At 72.8% G+C, this 18,597-nt stretch carries 21 protein-coding genes; 9 read left to right on the top strand and 12 right to left on the bottom strand.

Going from position 1 to position 18,597, the window contains the following annotated elements; all coding sequences use genetic code 11:
* Positions 1 to 19: 19 nt before the first annotated feature.
* The 4 genes from ACWZEH_RS33100 to ACWZEH_RS33085 form a co-directional block, all read right to left on the bottom strand.
* Positions 20 to 394: a roadblock/LC7 domain-containing protein gene (locus ACWZEH_RS33100; protein ID WP_456194741.1), complete on the bottom strand. Its 375-nt coding sequence runs from the start codon at positions 392 to 394 to the stop codon at positions 20 to 22.
* Between the two features lie 87 nt (positions 395 to 481).
* Positions 482 to 1,000 carry a roadblock/LC7 domain-containing protein gene (locus ACWZEH_RS33095; protein WP_456194740.1) on the bottom strand — a complete coding sequence of 173 codons (519 nt, stop codon included), beginning with the start codon at positions 998 to 1,000 and terminating at the stop codon, positions 482 to 484.
* A gap of 38 nt (positions 1,001 to 1,038) precedes the next feature.
* The gene (locus ACWZEH_RS33090; RefSeq protein WP_456194739.1) at positions 1,039 to 1,818 is read right to left on the bottom strand and encodes a hypothetical protein; all 780 of its coding nucleotides are present in this window, start codon (positions 1,816 to 1,818) and stop codon (positions 1,039 to 1,041) included.
* On the bottom strand, positions 1,815 to 2,219 hold the full coding sequence (locus ACWZEH_RS33085) for a hypothetical protein (RefSeq protein ID WP_456194738.1): 405 nt from the start codon (positions 2,217 to 2,219) through the stop codon (positions 1,815 to 1,817). The genes ACWZEH_RS33090 and ACWZEH_RS33085 overlap by 4 nt, the downstream gene beginning before the upstream one ends.
* Positions 2,220 to 2,744: 525 nt before the next feature.
* Between ACWZEH_RS33085 and ACWZEH_RS33080 the strand changes: the two genes are divergently transcribed.
* Positions 2,745 to 3,941: a hypothetical protein gene (locus tag ACWZEH_RS33080; RefSeq protein ID WP_456194737.1), complete on the top strand. Its 1,197-nt coding sequence runs from the start codon at positions 2,745 to 2,747 to the stop codon at positions 3,939 to 3,941.
* Positions 3,942 to 4,037: 96 nt separating this feature from the next.
* Here the strand turns inward: ACWZEH_RS33080 and ACWZEH_RS33075 are convergent, their stop codons facing one another.
* Positions 4,038 to 5,108, bottom strand: a complete 1,071-nt coding sequence (locus ACWZEH_RS33075; RefSeq protein WP_456194736.1) for a hypothetical protein — start codon at positions 5,106 to 5,108, stop codon at positions 4,038 to 4,040.
* A gap of 464 nt (positions 5,109 to 5,572) precedes the next feature.
* Between ACWZEH_RS33075 and ACWZEH_RS33070 the strand changes: the two genes are divergently transcribed.
* The 3 genes from ACWZEH_RS33070 (at position 5,573) to tgmB (ending at position 7,205) form a co-directional block, all read left to right on the top strand.
* Entirely contained in the window at positions 5,573 to 5,893 is a 321-nt protein-coding gene (locus tag ACWZEH_RS33070; RefSeq protein WP_456194735.1) for a YkvA family protein, read from the top strand.
* A 120-nt stretch (positions 5,894 to 6,013) separates the two neighbouring features.
* A complete protein-coding gene (gene tgmA / locus ACWZEH_RS33065; protein WP_456194734.1) occupies positions 6,014 to 6,205 on the top strand; it encodes a putative ATP-grasp-modified RiPP in 192 nt (63 codons plus the stop codon).
* Between the two features lie 16 nt (positions 6,206 to 6,221).
* Positions 6,222 to 7,205 carry an ATP-grasp ribosomal peptide maturase gene (tgmB, locus tag ACWZEH_RS33060; RefSeq protein WP_456194733.1) on the top strand — a complete coding sequence of 328 codons (984 nt, stop codon included), beginning with the start codon at positions 6,222 to 6,224 and terminating at the stop codon, positions 7,203 to 7,205.
* A gap of 60 nt (positions 7,206 to 7,265) precedes the next feature.
* On the opposite strand, the gene ACWZEH_RS33055 is transcribed toward tgmB, so the two are convergent.
* Positions 7,266 to 7,487, bottom strand: coding sequence for a hypothetical protein (locus tag ACWZEH_RS33055; protein ID WP_456194732.1), 222 nt, complete (start codon positions 7,485 to 7,487; stop codon positions 7,266 to 7,268).
* A 172-nt stretch (positions 7,488 to 7,659) separates the two neighbouring features.
* On the bottom strand, positions 7,660 to 8,133 hold the full coding sequence (locus ACWZEH_RS33050) for a DUF2269 family protein (RefSeq protein WP_456194731.1): 474 nt from the start codon (positions 8,131 to 8,133) through the stop codon (positions 7,660 to 7,662).
* Positions 8,134 to 8,331: 198 nt separating this feature from the next.
* Between ACWZEH_RS33050 and ACWZEH_RS33045 the strand changes: the two genes are divergently transcribed.
* Positions 8,332 to 9,306 (top strand): GlxA family transcriptional regulator, encoded by a 975-nt coding sequence (locus ACWZEH_RS33045; protein ID WP_456194730.1) that lies wholly within the window; start codon positions 8,332 to 8,334, stop codon positions 9,304 to 9,306.
* Positions 9,307 to 9,325: 19 nt separating this feature from the next.
* On the opposite strand, the gene ACWZEH_RS33040 is transcribed toward ACWZEH_RS33045, so the two are convergent.
* The 3 genes from ACWZEH_RS33040 to ACWZEH_RS33030 all read right to left on the bottom strand — a co-directional run bounded on the left by ACWZEH_RS33040 (position 9,326) and on the right by ACWZEH_RS33030 (position 12,661).
* Positions 9,326 to 9,586 carry a DUF5133 domain-containing protein gene (locus tag ACWZEH_RS33040; RefSeq protein WP_456194729.1) on the bottom strand — a complete coding sequence of 87 codons (261 nt, stop codon included), beginning with the start codon at positions 9,584 to 9,586 and terminating at the stop codon, positions 9,326 to 9,328.
* A 59-nt stretch (positions 9,587 to 9,645) separates the two neighbouring features.
* Positions 9,646 to 11,415 (bottom strand): ABC transporter ATP-binding protein, encoded by a 1,770-nt coding sequence (locus tag ACWZEH_RS33035; RefSeq protein WP_456194728.1) that lies wholly within the window; start codon positions 11,413 to 11,415, stop codon positions 9,646 to 9,648.
* A gap of 388 nt (positions 11,416 to 11,803) precedes the next feature.
* Positions 11,804 to 12,661, bottom strand: a complete 858-nt coding sequence (locus ACWZEH_RS33030; protein WP_456194727.1) for an aldo/keto reductase — start codon at positions 12,659 to 12,661, stop codon at positions 11,804 to 11,806.
* Positions 12,662 to 12,811: 150 nt separating this feature from the next.
* Between ACWZEH_RS33030 and ACWZEH_RS33025 the strand changes: the two genes are divergently transcribed.
* From ACWZEH_RS33025 to ACWZEH_RS33010, 4 genes are all read left to right on the top strand, one after another.
* Positions 12,812 to 13,051 (top strand): hypothetical protein, encoded by a 240-nt coding sequence (locus tag ACWZEH_RS33025; protein ID WP_456194726.1) that lies wholly within the window; start codon positions 12,812 to 12,814, stop codon positions 13,049 to 13,051.
* 148 nt (positions 13,052 to 13,199) lie between these two features.
* Positions 13,200 to 14,090, top strand: a complete 891-nt coding sequence (locus ACWZEH_RS33020) for a Gfo/Idh/MocA family protein (RefSeq protein WP_456194725.1) — start codon at positions 13,200 to 13,202, stop codon at positions 14,088 to 14,090.
* Between the two features lie 322 nt (positions 14,091 to 14,412).
* Positions 14,413 to 15,618 carry a glycoside hydrolase family 64 protein gene (locus tag ACWZEH_RS33015; RefSeq protein ID WP_456194724.1) on the top strand — a complete coding sequence of 402 codons (1,206 nt, stop codon included), beginning with the start codon at positions 14,413 to 14,415 and terminating at the stop codon, positions 15,616 to 15,618.
* Between the two features lie 267 nt (positions 15,619 to 15,885).
* Complete coding sequence (locus ACWZEH_RS33010; protein ID WP_257852878.1) at positions 15,886 to 16,092, top strand: hypothetical protein; 207 nt, start codon at positions 15,886 to 15,888, stop codon at positions 16,090 to 16,092.
* 31 nt (positions 16,093 to 16,123) lie between these two features.
* On the opposite strand, the gene ACWZEH_RS33005 is transcribed toward ACWZEH_RS33010, so the two are convergent.
* Positions 16,124 to 17,644 (bottom strand): hypothetical protein, encoded by a 1,521-nt coding sequence (locus tag ACWZEH_RS33005; protein ID WP_456194723.1) that lies wholly within the window; start codon positions 17,642 to 17,644, stop codon positions 16,124 to 16,126.
* A gap of 112 nt (positions 17,645 to 17,756) precedes the next feature.
* A complete protein-coding gene (locus ACWZEH_RS33000) occupies positions 17,757 to 18,512 on the bottom strand; it encodes an HAD family hydrolase (protein WP_456194722.1) in 756 nt (251 codons plus the stop codon).
* Positions 18,513 to 18,597 lie beyond the last annotated feature (85 nt).

The following is an 18,597-nucleotide window of genomic DNA, read 5'->3' as shown; positions in this document are numbered from 1 at the left end:
TTCCCGGGCCGGTCCCGGTTCAGACCTCCAGATCGTTCTCGATCCGGCGCAGCTGGTGGCGGGCCATCGCCATGTTGGCACGGCTAGAGTCCAGCACCAGGTACAGGAACAGCCCGTTGCCGCCGCGCCCCTTGATCAGACGGATCAGGTGGTACTGGCTGTCCAGGGTGATCAGGATGTCCTCGATTTCCTCCTTCAGTCCCAGGAGTTCCATGGTGCGCAGTTTCGAGCGCACCACGTCGGTGTTGCCCGCGGCGGCGACCTCCAGGTTGAAGTCCTTGCCGCCCCCGATCGTGCCGAGCGCCATGCCGCTGGTGTAGTCGACGAGTGCGGCGGCCGTGGCACCTTCGATGGAGCTGAGGCAGTCCTTGAGCGAGGTCTCGGTGTTGGCCATGAGAGGTGTCCTTATCGATCGTGATGGTTGGTCCGGCCGGCCTCCAGGTCGTGTCACGGCGGCCGGCCGAGGGGAGGAAGCCGGTGTTCAGCCGCCGTGCTGGGGCCGGGGCCGGTGGGCGGGGCGCTGCGGGGTGCGCACCGGGAGGGTGCCGATCCGGCGGTCGGCGTCCGGGGGCGGCGGAGCGTGCGCGTCGAGCGCCGCACGCTCCGCGTGCCTGCCCCCGCCCGGGCCGACGCGGGTGTCGACCAGCTCCGCGATCCGGGCACCGCTGCGCCTGCCCTCCAGATGCAGCCGGCCCACGTTGACCCGGTCGTCGGCGAGCAGGGTGAGCACGGCGGTGCTTCCGGCGGCGTAGGTCGCCACGTATCCCCGGGTGCCGCGCACCAGCAGTTCGCGGAACTCTCCGCGGGTGGCGGCATCCGTCATGCGGTACGCGACCCCGAGCGCGGCGGCGGTGAGTGCGGCCAGCCCTTCCGGCTCGGCGTCGGGCACGTCGTGGGCGAGGACGAGTCCGTCGACGGTGGCCGCGAGCGATCCCGTCAGCCGGGGGATCCGGGTACGGAGCCGACGCAGTTCGTCCAGCACGTCGGTCTCGACGGCCATGAGCAGTCTCCTTTCGGCACGCTGTCGACGCGCGCGGATCACAGGGCCTCCAAGGCGTCCAGGAGCCGTCGCAGCAGTGCTGTGTCGGGCTCGTCCCACGCGTCACCGGATGCGCCGGTGCCCGGACGGACGGAGGCGGCCGGCGGGGGCGGCGCGGGGGTGATCAGTCCGTCGGCGGCCAGACGGCGCAGCTCGACGAGGGTGTGGAAGGTACGGCACGCGAGGGCCGAGGCGATCTGCGCGGCGGTGCTGACGCCGTCGACCCGGGCGAGGGTCCGGCCGCGGCGGGGCGGCAGGTCCGCCCCGCCGGCGCCGGGTGCGCGGGTGAGCGGGGCGGTGTCGACGGCGGGGTCGGGCCAGATGCGGTCCAGCAGGTCACGGCGGCGCCGCGACTCGCGCAGCACGCTTGTCACCGGGACGGGGCGGACCGCCCCGAACCAGTGGGCGGCCTCGGGTCTGAAGCGGAGCGCGGCGGTGTCCCGGGCGAGCGCGAAGTACGCGGCGTCGAAGAGCGCGCCCAGATGGCACAGCTCCAGCGCGCCGGCGGTGAGCCGGCCGCTGTCCACGAGCTGGCGGCCGACGCGGTGGCGGGCGCCGGCCCGCTCGACCGCCTCCCACCAGCCGTCGGCGGGGAGCGCGCCACTGCGGGTGAGCAGATCGCCGAGGTCCGGGCTGTGCGCGGATTCGACGTGGACGACATGTCCCGCGGCCAGGTAGAAGACCCCGGACTCGGTGGAGAGGGCGCCGGTGGCGCGGTCGGCCGCGAGGCTGCCGAGCATGGCGGGCGCCGGCCCGTCGGTGGCTGCCGCGGTGGTCATCCGAGCACCAGCCGCTCCGCCATCTCGGCCAGCCGGATGCGTGCCAGGGCCAGGTTGCCTTCACTGCGGTCGAGCCACAGATACAGGAACACGGTGCTGTCGAAGGTCGTGATCACGAACCGGAGCAGGTGGTAGGCGTCGACGGTGGTGAGGATCAGGTCCTGGACCGGTGCTTCCTTTCCGGACAGGACCGACGCCCCGCCGTCGGCCGGTGCGAGCGTGCCGCTCTCCATCGCGAGGCGGGCGAGTTCGGCGGTCTCCGCCGCCGTGGCCTCCGAGTCGTCGCCCGGCGCCTCGCCCACCGCGCCCAGCGCGAGTCCACTGATCCAGTCGACCACCAGCGCTCCTCGCGCACCGGGCAGTCGCATGGCTTCCAGCAGACTCTCGTCGATTCCGGGCACGCCGGATCCCCCTCCATCGCACGGCTGTACCGCGAACGTGACGCCGAAGCTACGCTGCGTGCTCGACCGAGGTGAGGGCTTTGGTGTTTTCCCTTGGAATATGCAACATGGCCCCCTCGACGCTGGTAGGGTCGGCGATTTTCGAGGTCCGGCACGATCGCCGGGAGGGGGCCCGCAGCCGCGCCGGGAGGGAGCCCGGAGGGGCAGGGTGCGGGCAGGGCCTTCCCCTGGCGGATGGCGGTCCGGCCCTGCTCGCAGGGACCCGTTGCGGTCTCGGGGTACTGTCGCGACCACGAGTGACGGCCCTTCACCACGTGTGCGCTCCGCACACCCCGTGCGCGGCACACACCTGCGCGCAGAACATCGCGGGACGACACGTACGAACCGGCACGTGACGCATGAGGGCCCCGCCACACGGGTGGCGGGGACGAGAAACGCCGCCCGGCGGGACCGCCCGTGTCGGTCCCGCCGTCCGACAGCGACGACAATGGCAGGAAGCACGTGCCCCCGTTCACCCCTGGACCCATGCCGACCTCACGCACAGCCCGCCCCGTGATCCCGCCCTCCGTCTGGCTGACCGCCGGCCGGCACACCGGGGGCCCCGCCCACGACGTCCTCCGGCGCGCGCTTCGCCGGCTGGAGGACGGCGGGGACATCGACTCGTTCCTGGAACTGCCCGAAGAGCCGCCCGAGGCAGGGCCGGAGTCGCCTGGGGACGCGCCGGACCTGGTGTTCCAGGCCCGTGTCCGGGTCGCCGGCACGGTGACCGTGCGCGCCCGGCTGAGTGTCGGACCCGGTACCGGCGAGGGTCAGCCCTGGATCCTGGTCGCCGAGGCCGAACAACGGTGGGACCACATGTGGCCCTCCCCCACCGGCATGTTCTGGCCCATGGACGAACCGGACACGGGCTGGAACCACGACGCGGCCACGGGACTGCGGCTGGGAGAGATCAGTCCGCTCCCCGAGGACGACAAGGCCGTACGGCGGCTGATGCGCGACTGCGCGCGGAGCGCGAGCGGGTGGAACATCCACGTCGTCGTCCACGAGGCGATGACCACGGACGACCGCGGCCGGGTACCGCTCGCGCACTGGCTGCCGCCGGGCCTGCGACACCGCGTGGTGGAGCACCGGGCCGCACCGCACCAGCTGCGGGTCGTGAACTGGGCGCTGCGCGACTGTGGCGTCGAGGTGCCGCGCGGTGGCGCGGTGGTCCTGCCCGGCAGCCCGGTCCCGGACGGTTACGACATCGGGGAGTTCTCGGTGCGCGCGGTCTTCCTGGACGGCACCCGGCCGGCCGGCCTCGTGGACGCGGTGACCCGGTTCGCGGCACTGCCGCGTGCGCTGCCGGACGGCGCCGAGGCGGCGCTGACCGCGCTGCGGGAGGACTGGCGCCTGCTGAACCTGGAGGAGGAGCTCGTCCGGGAGCGCCGGCTGGTCGCCCTGTACACCGACGCGCTGGAGGCCATGACCAAGTCCCGCGACCTGTACCGGGAGGCCGCCGAGAGCGCCCACGAGGCGCTGGCCGCGTACCGGGAGGCCGCCGAGGGCCCGGGCGTCCGGGCTCTGCCGCCCGGCACCCCGGCTGCGTCCCCGATGCAGCAGCTGACCCGCACGTTCGAGCGCCTGAGGTTCGGCCCCAGGGCACGTCGTCCGTCGTCCTTTGGGAAGGAGCGTCAGGCTCCGCCGGCCGCCGACGCGCAGTCGACGCCTTCCGGTCCGTAGGGCGCGACCTGTCCGGCGGGCCGTTTTGGACAGCCGAGGACCGGACAGCCGGGAGCCGGCCGCGCGTCGGGGCGGTGCGCCCGGACCGTACGGCGGTCAGTCCGGCACCCGGGGGGTACCGGGTTCCGGCCACACCGCCCAGCGCCTGCCGGGGAACGGGGAGGCCACCCGGACGACCAGAGCCGTCAGCGCCAGGAGCGCGGCGACGACGGCCGCCGCGCCGGCGAGCCACTGCGGGGCGAGCCCGAGGCCGACGGCCCGGGACAGGGCGGCGGACGGGAAGGAATCGCCGCAGGCATGGGCTCCGGCCAGAGCGGCCGGCAGCGCGACCGCCGCCGCCAGGACGAGTACGCCGGGACGTACGACCAGGATCAGGGCCAGCACCGTGCAGAGCACCGGCAGGCCGACCGCGAGGGCGTGCGGGACCAGGGAGGAACCGTCACCGCGGAGCGGGAAGTGGAACACCGCGCACACGGCGAGGGCCACCGCTGCGGACCAGCTCGACCAGGTCACGGACCGGACCGCCTGCGTGTGCGCCCGGAGGCCGGGGCGGTGGATCCTCTGCCGCGAGTGCAGGGCCGCCGCGCCCCGTGCGCCGCGGTGCGCGGGCGGGAGGCCCGCTCCCGGTCGCGCCCGGCGCTCGTCGTCCCGGACGCCCCCGCGCCCCTCCCCGCGCCGGCCCCCGTCCCGGTCGGTGTTCCCGGCCCCGTACACGCCGTCCGGGTCCCCCCGCTCGCCCTCGTACCAGGACGGTTCTGGCGTGGGACGGCCGGTGGGGCCCGGTGGGGGCTGCGCGGCCAGACGGTCTATCAGCTCGATCAGTTCCTCGACGGAGCGGCCGGAGGCGGCGGCCCGCAGTGCCTCCTCACGGCAGTGGGGGGCCAGCTGCTCACTGTGCAGCAGTGCCACCAGCCGGGTCACGTCCTCCACCGGACGGTGTGCCGCCGCGGCCCGGATCGCCTCGTCCGCGCTGTCGGCGTCGCGGGGCGGCCGGGTCAGCAGGACGACCAGACGGGCCACGTCCTCCACGGAGCGGCTCACCCCGATGGCCCGCAGGACGTCGACCACGGCCCGCGTGTGTTCGGGTGAACGGGCCAGCGACGTGATGAGGTCGGCGACCTCGTCCAGGGGGCGGTCCGCCACCGCCGCGTACACCAGGTTGCCCACGGGATCTCCGTACCGCTGCCGGCCCTGCCCCTCATCGGGGCGCAGTCGCCGGGCCCCATCCCTGTCCACACGCAGTCCGCCGGTGCCGTGAACCGTCCCGGCGGTCGGAGGGGGCGTCGGTGGTGGCTCCGGCGGGAGGACCACGTCCGTCCCGCCGGGTATCTCGGAGGCAGTCGAGACGGCCGAGTTGTTCGAGGGACTCGAAGTACTCGGCGGAGGTGTCGATGAGCAGGTGGTCATGCTCGGCTCCATGAGGAAGACTCAGGCCGCTCCCCGCCCCCGAGCGTACGAAGAGCGACGTTACGTGGACCATTACTAGACGCCCGCGCCCGGCACGGCCACTCGGCTGGGCCACCTGTATGACCTGCCTCACTTCGCCGGCTCCCGCGGGTGTCATACCGGAGCCGTTCCCGGGCATCCAGAGGGGGAGACCGTCTCCCGCCGCATCTTGAGGAGGACAGCCCGTGGACACCACCACCGTGGTACTCGTCGCGGCCGCCGCGGCCGCCGTGCTGGCCTGCGCCGTGGCCGTCACGGTGCGGCTGGTGCGCACCCGGCGCGAGCTGCGGCGCGCCGGTCTGCCCACGGGCCCGCGCTGGGTGTTCTGGGGCGCGGTCCTCTACCTCGTCCTGCCTGTCGACCTGTTGCCCGACCCGGTGTACCTGGACGACGTCGGCGTGCTGCTGCTCGCGCTGCGCTCGATGCGCGGTTCCCTCGGCGCGGGTTCACCCGGTGCGGCGTCCCGGCGACCGGATCGCGAACCCGCCGATGACTACGCTCCGTGAGGAAACCAACCACCCGTTCGATTCGTATAAGTCTCTGGAAGCCAAAACAAGTCGGCGGACCAAGCGGCTGCGCACAATGGGCAGTCGCCTGGTCGGCGCAGCACCGACGAGGGAGAGACGATGCAACCGTTCGCGCTCAACTACGCACGTCCGGCACCGGAGTTGGTCGTAGCCACTCCGTATGTGTACGACTCCGGACTGCAGTTGAACGTTCTCACCGACGGGCGGGTGGCGGCCTGCGATCACGCACTGTTGCGAGAGGTGGGCACCACGACGTCCACAGCGGGATCCAAGACCCACTTCGACGACTGACCGTGGGCCACAGACGATGACCATACTGATCCTCACCTGCGAGGAGGATGTGACCGCCGACATGGTGGTCGTGCACCTGCACGGCTCCGGGGTTCCGGTGGTACGCCTCGACCCTGCCGATCTGACCGGCGGTGTCTCGCTCTCGGGCGAATACGTCCACGGCCGTTTTCGCGGCCATCTCTCCGCCGGGGGGCGGCTGGTGAGCATCGGCGGGCTGCGGTCCGTGTGGGTGCGCAGGCCGGGCACCCCGGCCGGGCGGGCGGCCCAGCCGTCACCCTGGCTCACCGAGGAGGCCGCTCAAGCCCTCTACGGGATGCTGCGCGGCTCGGACGCCCGCTGGATGAACCATCCGGACGCGGCTCGGCAGGCACGCCACAAACCGTGGCAGCTCCGGCTGGCGCAGCGCTGCGGCCTGCCCGTGCCGGCCACGGTGATCACGACCTTCCCGCGCGCCGCCCGGGAGTTCGCGGAGCGGTTCCCGGACCTGGTGGTCAAACCGGTCTCCGGAGCACATCCGCAGGATCCGCCGCGGGCCGTGCCGACCAGCAGGGTGGCGCCGGACACCGACTTCGCCGCGGTGGCGTTCGGACCGACACTGCTCCAGCGGCGGATCGCCAAGCGTGCCGACATCCGGCTCACCGCCGTGGGCGAGCGGCTGCTGGCCGCCCGCAAGGCCGCCGACCCCGGCGCCGAACCGGCGGAGGTGGATGTGCGTTTCGCGCCGCCCGGGGCGCCCTGGGAGCCGGTCGACGTACCGCCGCGCGTCGCCGACTCCGTCCGCGCCTATCTAGGCAAGGCCGAACTGGCCTACGGCGCCTTCGACTTCGTCGAGGATGCCGACGGGACGTGGTGGTTCCTGGAGTGCAACCAGTCGGGGCAGTTCGGATTCGTCGAGGTGGAGACGGGACAGCCGATCGCGCGCACCGTCGCCGAGTGGCTGGCCCGGCCCGTTCCCGAGGAGACGGCGAAGGCCGACAAGGCGCGCACCACGGCATGCTGAGGTCCCCTCACCACGCGGGGGCGTGGGGGCACGGGCACGTCCTCCGGTCGGGTACCCGGATCAGTGCGGCCTGGGCCCGGGCAGCAGGGCCGCGGTGCGCTGCCAGCCGTTGCCCGGGGACTGCGGCCGGTCGAGGCCGCCCTGGGAGTACCCGGGGGACTGCAGGGGGCGCATGACCTGCTCCAGTTCCCTGCTCAGCCGTTCGGCCTCGCTGCGGACCTGTGCGGGCACATCACCGCGTTCCGTGACGAGTCGGTCGTAGATGGGGGATTCCTTGAACACCCGGCAACGTGCCTCTCTGTCTCGTCGGCCCCGGGGCGGGGACGCGACTGACGAGTGTAAGCGCCCGGACATCGTTCAGGGGGAATTCACCCATACGGCTTGACGCAGACCTGCACGCGAAGGACGGTCGCCGCGCCCCGGGGCGGGGCGCACGGACCGGCGCCGGCTTTGGTCAGGCGCCCGTGGTCGAACCGGGACGGACGATCATGAGGACCGTGACGGTCGCCCACAGCAGGTTGAACACACCGGTGAACATGGCCAGCCGCACTGTCTTTCGCCGGTCGACGGACCGGTGCTGGACCAGCTGCTCGACGAGTTCGTCCTGGCGGGGCAGCACGAACGCGATCAGGACGGCCGCGGCCGCCGCCGTCAGACCGATGGAGGTGACGAGCCAGCCGTCGCCCAGGACGCCCATGGCGAGCGCCGTGGCCAGTCCCAGCACGGGCACCGCGATACCGATGCGGGCGTAGACCCCGCAGATGCGGTGCAGCACCTCGACGGTGGTCACCGCCGTCGCGGCGGGTCCGTCGCCCCCGGCGGGGGCGGCGCGGCGCGCGGCCGGCGGGAACATGCTCGCCGCGACGGTCACGGGGCCGACGGCGAGGATGGCGGCGAGGACGTGGAGGGACAGCAGGAACTTGGTCACCGGGGCTCTTTCCTTGGCGTGATCAGCGGTGAGGGCTCACGCTAGGGGCCTTTCCGACCTCCACCCAGGGGCTGGATCGACAGCTTCCGACGGGTTCCCGCCAACCCTGGTCATCTGCTCCTCCTCCGGAAGCCGTACCACGGTGTCGCCGCCACCCCGGTTTTCACGAGTGGCGGGAATCCGATTACCGTGGCGTTCATGCACTCCGTGGCGATTCTGCTGCTCGACAAGGTCATCCCCTTCGACATGGCCGCCCCCATGCAGACCTTCGACTGGACGCTGCTGCCCGACGGCCGGCCCGCCTACCGGGTGCGGCCGTGCGCCGAGACTCCCGAGGTGGCGGCGGACGGCGGGCTGTTCCTGCGCGTCGACCGCGGGTTGGAGGCGCTGGCGGACGCCGACACGATCATCGTCCCGGGCCGCGCCGAGGGCGCCGCTCCGCTCTCTCCCGCCGTCGTCGCGGCGCTGCGCCGGGCGGCCGAGGCGGGCACGCGGATCGCCTCGGTGTGCGTGGGCGCGTTCGTGCTGGCGGAGGCGGGGCTGCTGGACGGGCTGCGCGCCACCACGCACTGGGTGGCCGCGGACCGGCTGGCCCGCGCCTTTCCGCACGTCGAGGTGGAGCCCGACGTGCTCTACGTCGACAACGGGCAGATCCTCACCTCGGCCGGTGCGGCAGCCGCGCTGGACATGTGCCTGCACATGATCCGTCGGGACCTCGGCTCGGCCGTGGCCGCGAACGCGGCCCGGATGTCCGTCATGCCGCTGGAACGGGAGGGCGGGCAGGCCCAGTTCATCGTGCACAAGCAGCCGCCCATGCCCCGCGGGTCGGTTTTCGAGTCGCTGTTCGAGTGGCTCGAGGACAACCTGGCGCACGAGGTCACCCTCGGGACGATGGCGGCGCGTGCCGGGATGAGCGAGCGCACCTTCGGCCGCCGTTTCCGCGAGCAGACGGGCACCACGCCGGTGCAGTGGCTGCTGCGGGCTCGGGTGCGGCGCGCCCAGTACCTGCTGGAGAACAGCGACCACACGATCGAGCGCATCGCCCAGCAGTCCGGGTTCGGCTCGCCCACGGCGTTCCGCGAGCGGTTCCGCAAGGTGGTGGGCACCACCCCGTACGCCTACCGGTCGGCGTTCCACGGGCGACGGGCCGTCGCGGGCGCCGGTGGCCCGTAGCGGGCCGGGCGACGGCCGGTCACACGGTCAGACAGCGGCCGTTCTCGCCGTCCGGGTCCGCGGTCCGGCCGACGGCCACGGTCCGCTCCCGGGCGAGCAGCGCGTCCGCGCGGGTGACGGCCTCGCGGACACCGGCCGTTCCCGTCATCACGCAGAGCGTGTACGTGACGTCCTCCAGCTCACGCGCCGCGACGGGCGAAGGCCGCTCCGCCTGCGCGATCTGCAGCGTCGCGTAACGCGTCAGCAGTTGCCTAAGGGTCTTCGGATCCGGTACCAGCACGAAGGCGCCTTTCTCTGGGTGTGTGGCTGCGCCTACCCCCGTCGCGTGCAAACATTCCGTCAGGCCACCTGCCCACTGTGCAGCGCGGTGTACGCCCCTCCCCGGCGCAGCAGTTCGTCGTGGGTGCCGATCTCCTGGATCCGGCCGTCCGCCATCACCACGATCCGGTCGGCACCGCGCACGGTGGACAGCCGGTGCGCCACGACGAATGTGGTCCGTCCGCGCAACAGCCGGGCGAGCGCCTCCTGGACCAGCGCCTCGGAGCGGGTGTCCAGCGCCGAGGTCGCCTCGTCGAGGACGAGCACCTTGGGATCCCTGATCAGGGCGCGGGCGATGGCGAGGCGCTGGCGCTGTCCGCCGGACAGGCGTGCGCCGCGCTCCCCGACGAGGGTCTCGAGGCCCTGCGGCAGCCGGTCGACGAACTCCAGCGCGTTGGCGTCGCGCAGCGCGGACCGCACCGACTCGTCGTCGGCGTCGTCCATGCCGTAGGCGACGTTCTCCCGGATCGTGCCGTCGAAGAGGATCGACTCCTGGGGCACGACCGACAGGAAGCGCCGGTAGGTGCGCAGGTCGAGGCCGCTCATGTCGGCGCCGTCCAGGAGCAGGCGGCCGGAGGTCGGGCGGATGAAGCCGATGACGAGGTTGAGCACAGTGGACTTGCCCGCGCCCGAGGCACCCACGAAGGCGACGGTCTCGCCGGGGGCGACGTCGAGGGTGAAGTCGCGCACGGCAGGGCTCTCGTCCCGCTGGTAGGCGTGTTCCACGCCCTCGAACGTGACCGCGCCACGCAGGGCGGTGACCTCCGCCTTGCCCTCGTTGTCCTCCAGTTCGGGGGCCTGGAGCACCTCGCCGACCGACCGGACGGACTCGAGGCCCTTGGTGATGACCGGGGCCAGGCTCGCCAGCGTCGTCGTGGAGTTGGTGAGCGTGGTCAGGAAGGCGCTCAGCATCACGACGTCGCCGGCGGTGACGCCCCAGACCTCGTGGTACGAGATCAGCGCGGCGCCGGCCAGCACGAGTACGCCCACCACGTTGAGCACGACCCAGGCCAGTGAGCCGAACCGGCCGTTGACCAGGTCGAGGCGCATGCCGGAGGTGAGCAGCCGGTTCAGGGTGCCGTCCATCCGGCGCAGGGCCTTGCCCTCCAGGCCGTGGGCGCGGGTGACCGGGATGAGCCGGGTCATCTCCGTGACCCGGGAGGACAGGGTCTCCACCTCGTGCCGGAAGTGTTCGTTGTGGGTCCGCAGCCGGGACCGGAGCCGGGCCACGAGCAGGGCGGCCGTGGGCACGACGACCAGGAAGACGGGCAGGAACTCGGGCGTGCGGATGCCGATGATGACCAGTCCGCCGATGAGTACGGTGCTCGCGCCGAGCCCCATCTCCGCGGTCTGCTGCACCATCTGTTCGACGGTCTCCACGTCCCGCACGACCTTGGCCTGGAGCACGCCGGCGCTCACGCGGGAGTGGTAGCCGATGGAGAGCTGCTGCATCCGCGTGCACAGGGCGGAGCGCAGGGTGGTGCCCATGCGGCGGACGCTGCCGTACAGGAGGCGCACGTAGAGCAGGTGCAGCGGGTAGTTGACCAGCAGAATGAACATGATGACGCCGGTGCTGGTCCAGAGCTGTGAGATCGGCCGGTGCTGCACCACGGTGTCGATGATGGACGCGGTGATCAGCGGCAGCAGCCAGACGGGGCTGTGCTTGACCGTGAAGACGCCGACCGCGGCGGCGAGCCGGCCGCGGTCGGCGCGGAGCAGATAGGCGAGGGTGCGGACCGGGTGCTCGCCCCGGTAGCGGTGGTCGAGCGGTCTTGCCGGCGACGACGCCATCGGCGGTGGTCCTCCCCTGTGAGTCTTTTTCAGCGAGCGCTTTCCCCCTCGCACGCCAGGAGTGCACCAGCGCGTGGGGTGTTGATGTCGGCGGCGTCCGGCGCCTGGGACGGCCAGTGTGGGCGTAAGCCCTGTCGTCAGACTCCCGTCCGCCCGGGGCCTGTCCGGCGGATCGTGCCGAAGACGCGGGGTCCGGCACGCCCGTCCGCGGCGTTGTCGTCGGTCGCCGGCTCCCCCGGGCTCCCGGCTCCGCTCGGGCAGGGAGGGACCCCCCCATCGCGTCGGCGCCCTCCTCCGCCTCGCGGCCGAACACGCACCGGACCCCACCCGCCCCGGCCGGACGGATGGATACCGCCGATCGTCCCCGACGTGATCCGCCGGACAGGCCCTAGACGGCGGTCAGCTCCGCGATGTCCTCGGCCGTCAGGACGAGGTCGGCGGCGCCCGCCGAGTCACGGACCGACTCCGGCCGGCTCGCTCCCGGGATGGGTACGACGACCGGCGACCTGGCGAGCATCCACGCCAGGCACACCTGGTACGCGCTCACCCCGTGTGCGTGGCCGATCCGCGCGAACGGGGCGTGGGCCGCGGCGAGTTCGCCGGCCCGGGCGATGCCGCCGAACGGGCTGTAGGGCAGGAACGCGATGCCGAGCTCATCGCACAGGCGCAGCTCCGGCTCACTGGAGCGGAAGGCCGGGGAGAACTTGTTCTGCACGGAGGCCAGCCGGCCGCCGAGGATCTCGTCGGCCTGCCGGATCTGCTCCGGGTCGGCGTTGGAGACACCGGCCATGCGGATCTTTCCCTCGTCCAGCAGTTCGCTCAGCGCGCCGACGGACTCGGCGTACGGGACGCGGGGGTCGGGCCGGTGGAGCTGGTAGAGCCCGATGGCCTCCACGCCCAGCCGGCGCAGGGAGGCCTCGCACGCCCTCTTCAGGTGTCCGGGGCTGCCGTCCTGCGTCCAACTGCCGTCGCCGGGCCGCAGATGACCGCCCTTGGTGGCGACCAGGACGTCGCCGCTCCGGCCGTGGGAGGCGAGGGCCTTGGCGATCAGGGTCTCGTTGTGGCCGACCTCGTCGGCGCCCAGGTGGTAGGCGTCCGCGGTGTCGATCAGCGTGACACCGGCGTCCAGCGCCGTGTGCAGGGTCGCCAGGGAGCGGGCCTCGTCCGGGCGCCCCTCGATCGACATGGGCATGGCGCCCAGTCCGACGGCACCGACCTCGACATCACCGATACGGCGGGTGTGCATGAGCGCGTGACCTCTTCCGGCTGTCGTCTCACGGTTGTGGGAAGCCCGTCCAGCCTGGTCTCCGCGCAGCCCGAAATCCAATAGAAGAAAGCGAACGCATTCAGCGAACGGGGCACTGAATCCGAGAACGCTGACAAGATCATGCACGGCGTGCCGGAGAGCCCCGCCGGCTTCCCCCTCATGGGCGCCGGCATGCCGCCGGGCATGGAACACGCCCGGGGAAACAACCTCGTCGCGAGCCTCGGCGGCGAGGACGGGTCCGAACCGCGCGGTTACGGGGACGAGCTGTCCAGCGGCGGCTCGGTGTCCGCGTCGCTGGAGAAGCAGATGGAGGGGATGTGTTCGGGATGTGCACGGACCGCTTCGGCGTCCCCTGGATGGTCGACATGAGCCAGTCCGAGGGCTGACGCCCGCATCTCCCGGTGCCCGGCCGTTGACATGACCTTTCGGCAGGGACCACCGTGACCTGCAGCGCGCAGACGGAGCGCGGCAGGACACCGGCCCGGCGGCGGTCGCCGGCCCCGGGAGAGGCGGCGGCATGCGGATCGGACTGCTCGGCACCGGCCCCTGGGCGCGGGTGGCACACGCCCCCGCGCTGAGCGGGCATCCGGACCTCGACTTCGCCGGTGTGTGGGGCCGCCGGCCCGACGCCGCCAAGGAGCTGGCCGATCTGCACGGCGCCCGGGCCTACGCCGACGTCGAGGCGCTGTTCGCCGACGTGGACGCCGTCGCCGTGGCGCTGCCGCCCGCGGTACAGGCGGAGCTGGCGGCGCGCGCGGCGCGGGCCGGGTGCCATCTGCTGCTCGACAAGCCGCTCGCGCCGACCGTCGCGCAGGGGCGGGCGGTGGTCGAGGCGGCCGAGCAGGCCCAGGTCGCCTCCGTGGTCTTCTTCACCACTCGCTTCCAGCCCGGGCCAAAGGCATGGATCACCGAACAGACGCGCGCGGGCGGGTGGTTCACCGGACGGGCTCAGTGGCTCGGGGCGGTGTTCACCTCCGACGGCAATCCCTTCGCCGCCTCCGAGTGGCGGCGGGAGAAGGGCGCCCTGTGGGACGTCGGCCCACATGCCCTGTCCGTACTGCTTCCGGTGCTCGGCGACGCACGGCGGGTCACCGCTGCGGCGTACGGTCCCGGGGACACCGTCCACCTCGTCCTCGACCATGCGAGCGGCGCGTCGAGCAGCCTCACGTTGAGCCTGACGGCTCCCCCGGCCGCGGCCGGAGCCACGGTCGAGCTGCGCGGCGAAGCGGGGGTCACTCTCCTCCCGGAGGCCACCGAAGGGGCGGTCCCGGCCCTCACCCGGGCCGCGGACGCCCTCCTCGTCGCGGCCGGTACCGGTGCTCCCCACCCCTGTGACGCGGCGTTCGCCCTCCGGGTCACGGAGATCCTGGCCACGGCGGAGACGCTGCTGCGCAGCGGAACGCGCTGACCGCGGCCTTCATGGTGTCCTGGCCGACTGCGGAACGGAGCGCTCTCAGTGCGCTCCGTGGCCCCCGGGCCCGACCGGCTTAAGCGGCCATTAAAGACCGGTTAAGCGATCGTGGGGTCCTCGTCTCCCCTTCGGGTATGCGCAGGTCAGCTCGGGGTCAAGGACAAGTCGGACCGTTGGCGGGGGCTGCCACGGTCCCTAGCATCAATGCCGCGCACCGGCCCCGGCATACGCACGAGAGCGCTCTCTCATGCCGCCTCCCCATGTCGCCCGGTCGACGCGGTCAGCAATCCTCACGAGTACTCCAGGGAGATCCCCCCGCATGACTCCTCGCCATCAGCGCACTCTTGGCCGCCGCAAGGTCCTCTTCGCCCTCGGCGGAGCCGCCGTGGCCCTGCCCGTGGGGGCGGCGATCGCTCCGCACGCCCTCGCGGACCAGTCCGGCGAGCAGGGGGCCGAGGCGGCAGCGGCGGGAGCCCTGCCCCTGACGATCGTCAACAACAGTGGTTCCTTCGGCAACGGGAACGTGCACCTCTACATCGTGGGCAACGCGGACGGCCGTCAGGTCCGGGTCGCTCCGGACGGCAGCCTGGCCCCGGTCTCCCTGTCGGACAACGGCGCCGACGGCTTCACCGACTACGCGATCAGCCTGGCCGGCAGTGGCGAGACCCGGCTGTCCCTGCCGTACATGTCCGGCCGCATCTACGTGGCCCTCGGCCAGAAGCTCAAGTTCAAGGCCGTCGCGGACGGCAACGGCAACGCGGCGTTGCAGTACCCGGCAGGCTGGGTCGCCTCGGACCCCAGCTACGGTGTGCTGCACGACTGCGCGGAGTTCACCCACAACTCCGCCGGCATGTTCTGCAACACCACGATGGTCGACATGTTCAGCGTGCCGATGAACATCCGGCTCACCGGTTCCGAGGACCAGTCCGTCGGCGTGTTCCGGGACGGGGGCCGCGGTGCCGCGTTCGACGCGCTCAGGCAGGTGGAGGCGTTCTCCCGGCTCGTCGTGGACGACACCCGGATCATCGCGCCGGGACACGGCCTGGACGCGGGCCTGTTCGCCGAGGACTACCTGGCCCCGTACATCGACGAGGTGTGGAGCACCTACACCGGACGTGACCTCAGGGTGACCACGAACGCCGGGACCTTCACCGGCCGGGTGCGCGGCGACAGGTTCACCTTCGACGGGCCCGCCCGGGTCTCCTTCGCCAGGCCGTCCACCCGGGACGTCCTCTTCTGCGACGGGGCGCTCGCCGCCCCGAACGACGGCACGACCGGTCCGGTGGCCGCCGTGCTCGGTGCCGGCTTCAACCGCTCGACGCTGCTCAGCCACCCCGACCAGCCGACCACCGACGCCTCGGCCTTCTACCGGACCGAGCTCACCAACCACTACTCCAAGGCCGTGCACACGGCCACGGAGGACGGCAGGGCGTACGGCTTCGCCTTCGACGACGTCGCCGACTTCGCCTCGTACATCCAGGACACGGCTCCCACGGGCATACGCCTGACGCTGTCGCCCTTCTAGTCCAAAAGGCCGAAGCAGTGAAGCACTGAAGGACCGGAAGACGGGCGGCGCCCTGTCTGGCCTCCGCGGTGGCCCCGACGGCCCGCGCCGCCGGGGCGGGCGGGTTTTCCGCGGGCCGGGGAAGGTACTCCTGCACGTGAGGAGCGGCCCCTTCGAGGCGGCGCCCCCGTGTTCCGGATGCACAGCGGGCTCCCGCGTTGAATGGTGATACCGGACCCGATGACCGCACCGGGGCCGCCACAGCCATCCGGACCCGAGGAGTCACAGATGTCGACGTCCCAGCCCGAGGAGTCCCGGCCGCCCGAGGATCGCACCACCCCGGACGGCCTGCTCCACGCCCGAACCGGCACCGACGTGTCGCCGGAGGACCTCGTCCTTGCCTCCGGCAAGGATCTCACCCCGCACAACCTCGAATGGGCCAGGCGCAAGCTTGAGGAGGAAGGGCCCGCCGCGCTGGACAAGATCCTCCCCTGACCCCGGCCCGGCCCTTCCCGTTCCCCGTCCCTCACCCCGGCCCGTCCGTGGCCGCGGCCCCCGGGGCGGCCTGTCCCGGCGTCGGCGCGATCCTGACCTGGAGGCCTTTGACCGTGTGCGCGGGCCAGGCGCGGGCGTAGCCGGGCGGGGTTCCGCCGGGGCCGGTGAGCGCGGCGACGGGCACGCGGTCCGCGACGCTGAGGATCTCCGCCGCCGTGATGTTCTCGTTGTTCCCGGCCGTCCCGCCGGAGGAGCAGCCGGTGTAGTAGGCCACCGGGATGGCTTCGTGACCGGTGATCAGGCAGGGCGGGCGGACGCCGAGCCGGTGCAGTTCGCCGGCGGCGCGGGCCCAGTCCCGGCGGTCGTCGGTGTTGCGGTCCACGGTGTGCACCAGGACGGCCAGCTGCACGCTCAGATGCCCGGCCAGCGCGAGCGCGACCAGTGACGTCACGACCGGCCGCCACGTCCCGGCCGGTGTTCTGACCAGATGCCACAGCGTGTCGGCGACGGGGACCGCGAGCAGGGCGTAGGCGGGCTGGAGGAAGCGGGGTGCCGCGTACCCGATCATGAAAAGGTACGGGAGGGCGGCCGTGGCGGCGCAGGCCAGCGGCAGCACGGTGCGCAGAGCGCGCCGGGCCCGCACGGCGACGACCAGCGCGAGAACGGCCAGGAGCGGCAGGGCGAACCACCAGAGGGTGATCACCGGATGGGGCATCGCCCCGGTGCACGGACGGCACAGACCGCGCCCGCCCAGGCTGCGCAGTTGGTCGTCGACGGCGAGGTGCAGGCCGAGCCCGCCCTGGATGCGGGAGGCCTCGGCCAGCCGCTCCCCCGGGCCGCCGTACCAGGCGTAGGCCTCGGCCAGCCATTCGGCCGCGCCCGCCCCGAGGCCCGCCACGAGTGCGAGCAGCAGGCGGACGTGCCGGCCGGCCAGGGCGAGGACCAGCAGCGGAGCCGTCACCCATACGGCGTCGGTGGGCCGCATCAGCGCCATCAGCGCGGCCCCCGCCGCAATGCCCAGGAGTGCTCCGCGCGCGGAGCGGTCGGCGTGGTGGCGCAGGAAGCAGCCGACGGCGATCAGGGCGCCGAGTGCGACCCACTGGTTGGGCATGGCCTGAGGGCCGTAGAAGAGGGTCACCCACAAGGACGCGAAGAAGGCGCCGCCAGTGACCAGGACCCGGGTGGGGAACAGGCCGTGCCAGGCGCGCAGCGCCAGGTACAGGCCCAGGCCGGACAGGACGGCGAGGTAGACGCGCAGCAGCGCGGTGGACTCCGACCAGGAGGCGACGGGCGCCACCAGGAGGGGGACGCCCCGGGATCGCGGGGCGCTGAAGAAGGCGGCCGGATGGTGGGAGGTGACCTGGCTGACGTAGACGATCTCGTCCCAGCCGAGTCCCAGTACGGGGCGGACCAGGACGAGTTGGGCGACGGTGAAGACGGCGGCCAGGACCGCGAACGGTGCGGTGCCGCTCGCGGCACGGGATACGCCCGGCGAGGACGTACGTGCGCGTCGCCGTCCTCCGGCGAGAAGGGCGCTCCTGCCCTCGGCCATCGTCCGTCCTTCGTCCGTCCCGTATGCCGCTGTTCCTGCCGGTCATTCGCGTACAAACAGGAACAAATTAACCCGTAGGGCGCCTCGAGGCAGCCGGGGGCGGCGGATGCGGTCACCGCCCTGCGTGGCCTCCGGGCCCTCCGGTGAGTTCGGCGAGGTCCGTCACGACCCGGTCGGCACCATGGGCGTAGAGCGCCTCCGGCCGGCCGACGCGGTCCACACCGACGACGTATCCGAAGCGACCGGCGCGGCCCGCGTCCATGCCGGCCAGCGCGTCCTCGAACACGGCGGCCCGGCCGGGCGGGACGCCGAGGTCCCGGGCGGCGGCGAGGAAGGTGTCGGGGCGCGGCTTGCCGGGAAGGCCGCGCTCGGCGGCGACCACACCGTCCACCCGGGTGTCGAAGAGACACTCGGCGTCGACGGCGCGCAGCACGTCCCGGCAGTTGGCACTGGCGGAGACGACGGCAGTGCGCAGGCCCTCGGCACGGGCCGCCCGGATGTAGCGCAGGGTGCCGTCGTAGGCCTCCACTCCGCCGGCGCGGATCCGTTCCAGGAACAGCTCGTTCTTGCGGCGGGCGAGCCCGTGCACGGTCGCGGCCCCGGGCGGGTCGTCGGGCGTGCCCTCGGGCAGGTCGGCGCCGCGGGAGGCGAGGAAGGTGCGTACGCCGTCGGGCCGCGGGCGGCCGTCGACGTACTCGGCGTAGTCGGCGTCGGTGAACGGCCGGAAGTCCGTGCCGTCCCGCTCGCGCAGGAAGGCGTCGAACGCCTGCTTCCAGGCCGCCGCGTGAACGGCGGCGGTCCTGGTGATGACGCCGTCGAGGTCGAAGAGGCAGGCCAGGATGTTCTCGGGCAGACCCAGATCCGTCATACGGGACATCGTCCCCCGTCCCGGTGGACCGTACCCGGCGACGGGCGGGCAGCGGGCGGGGCGGGCAGGGGTGGCACACTCTCCC

Source organism: Streptomyces yamdrokensis, from assembly GCF_053890455.1.
This window is presented reverse-complemented; position numbering and strand designations above follow the sequence as displayed.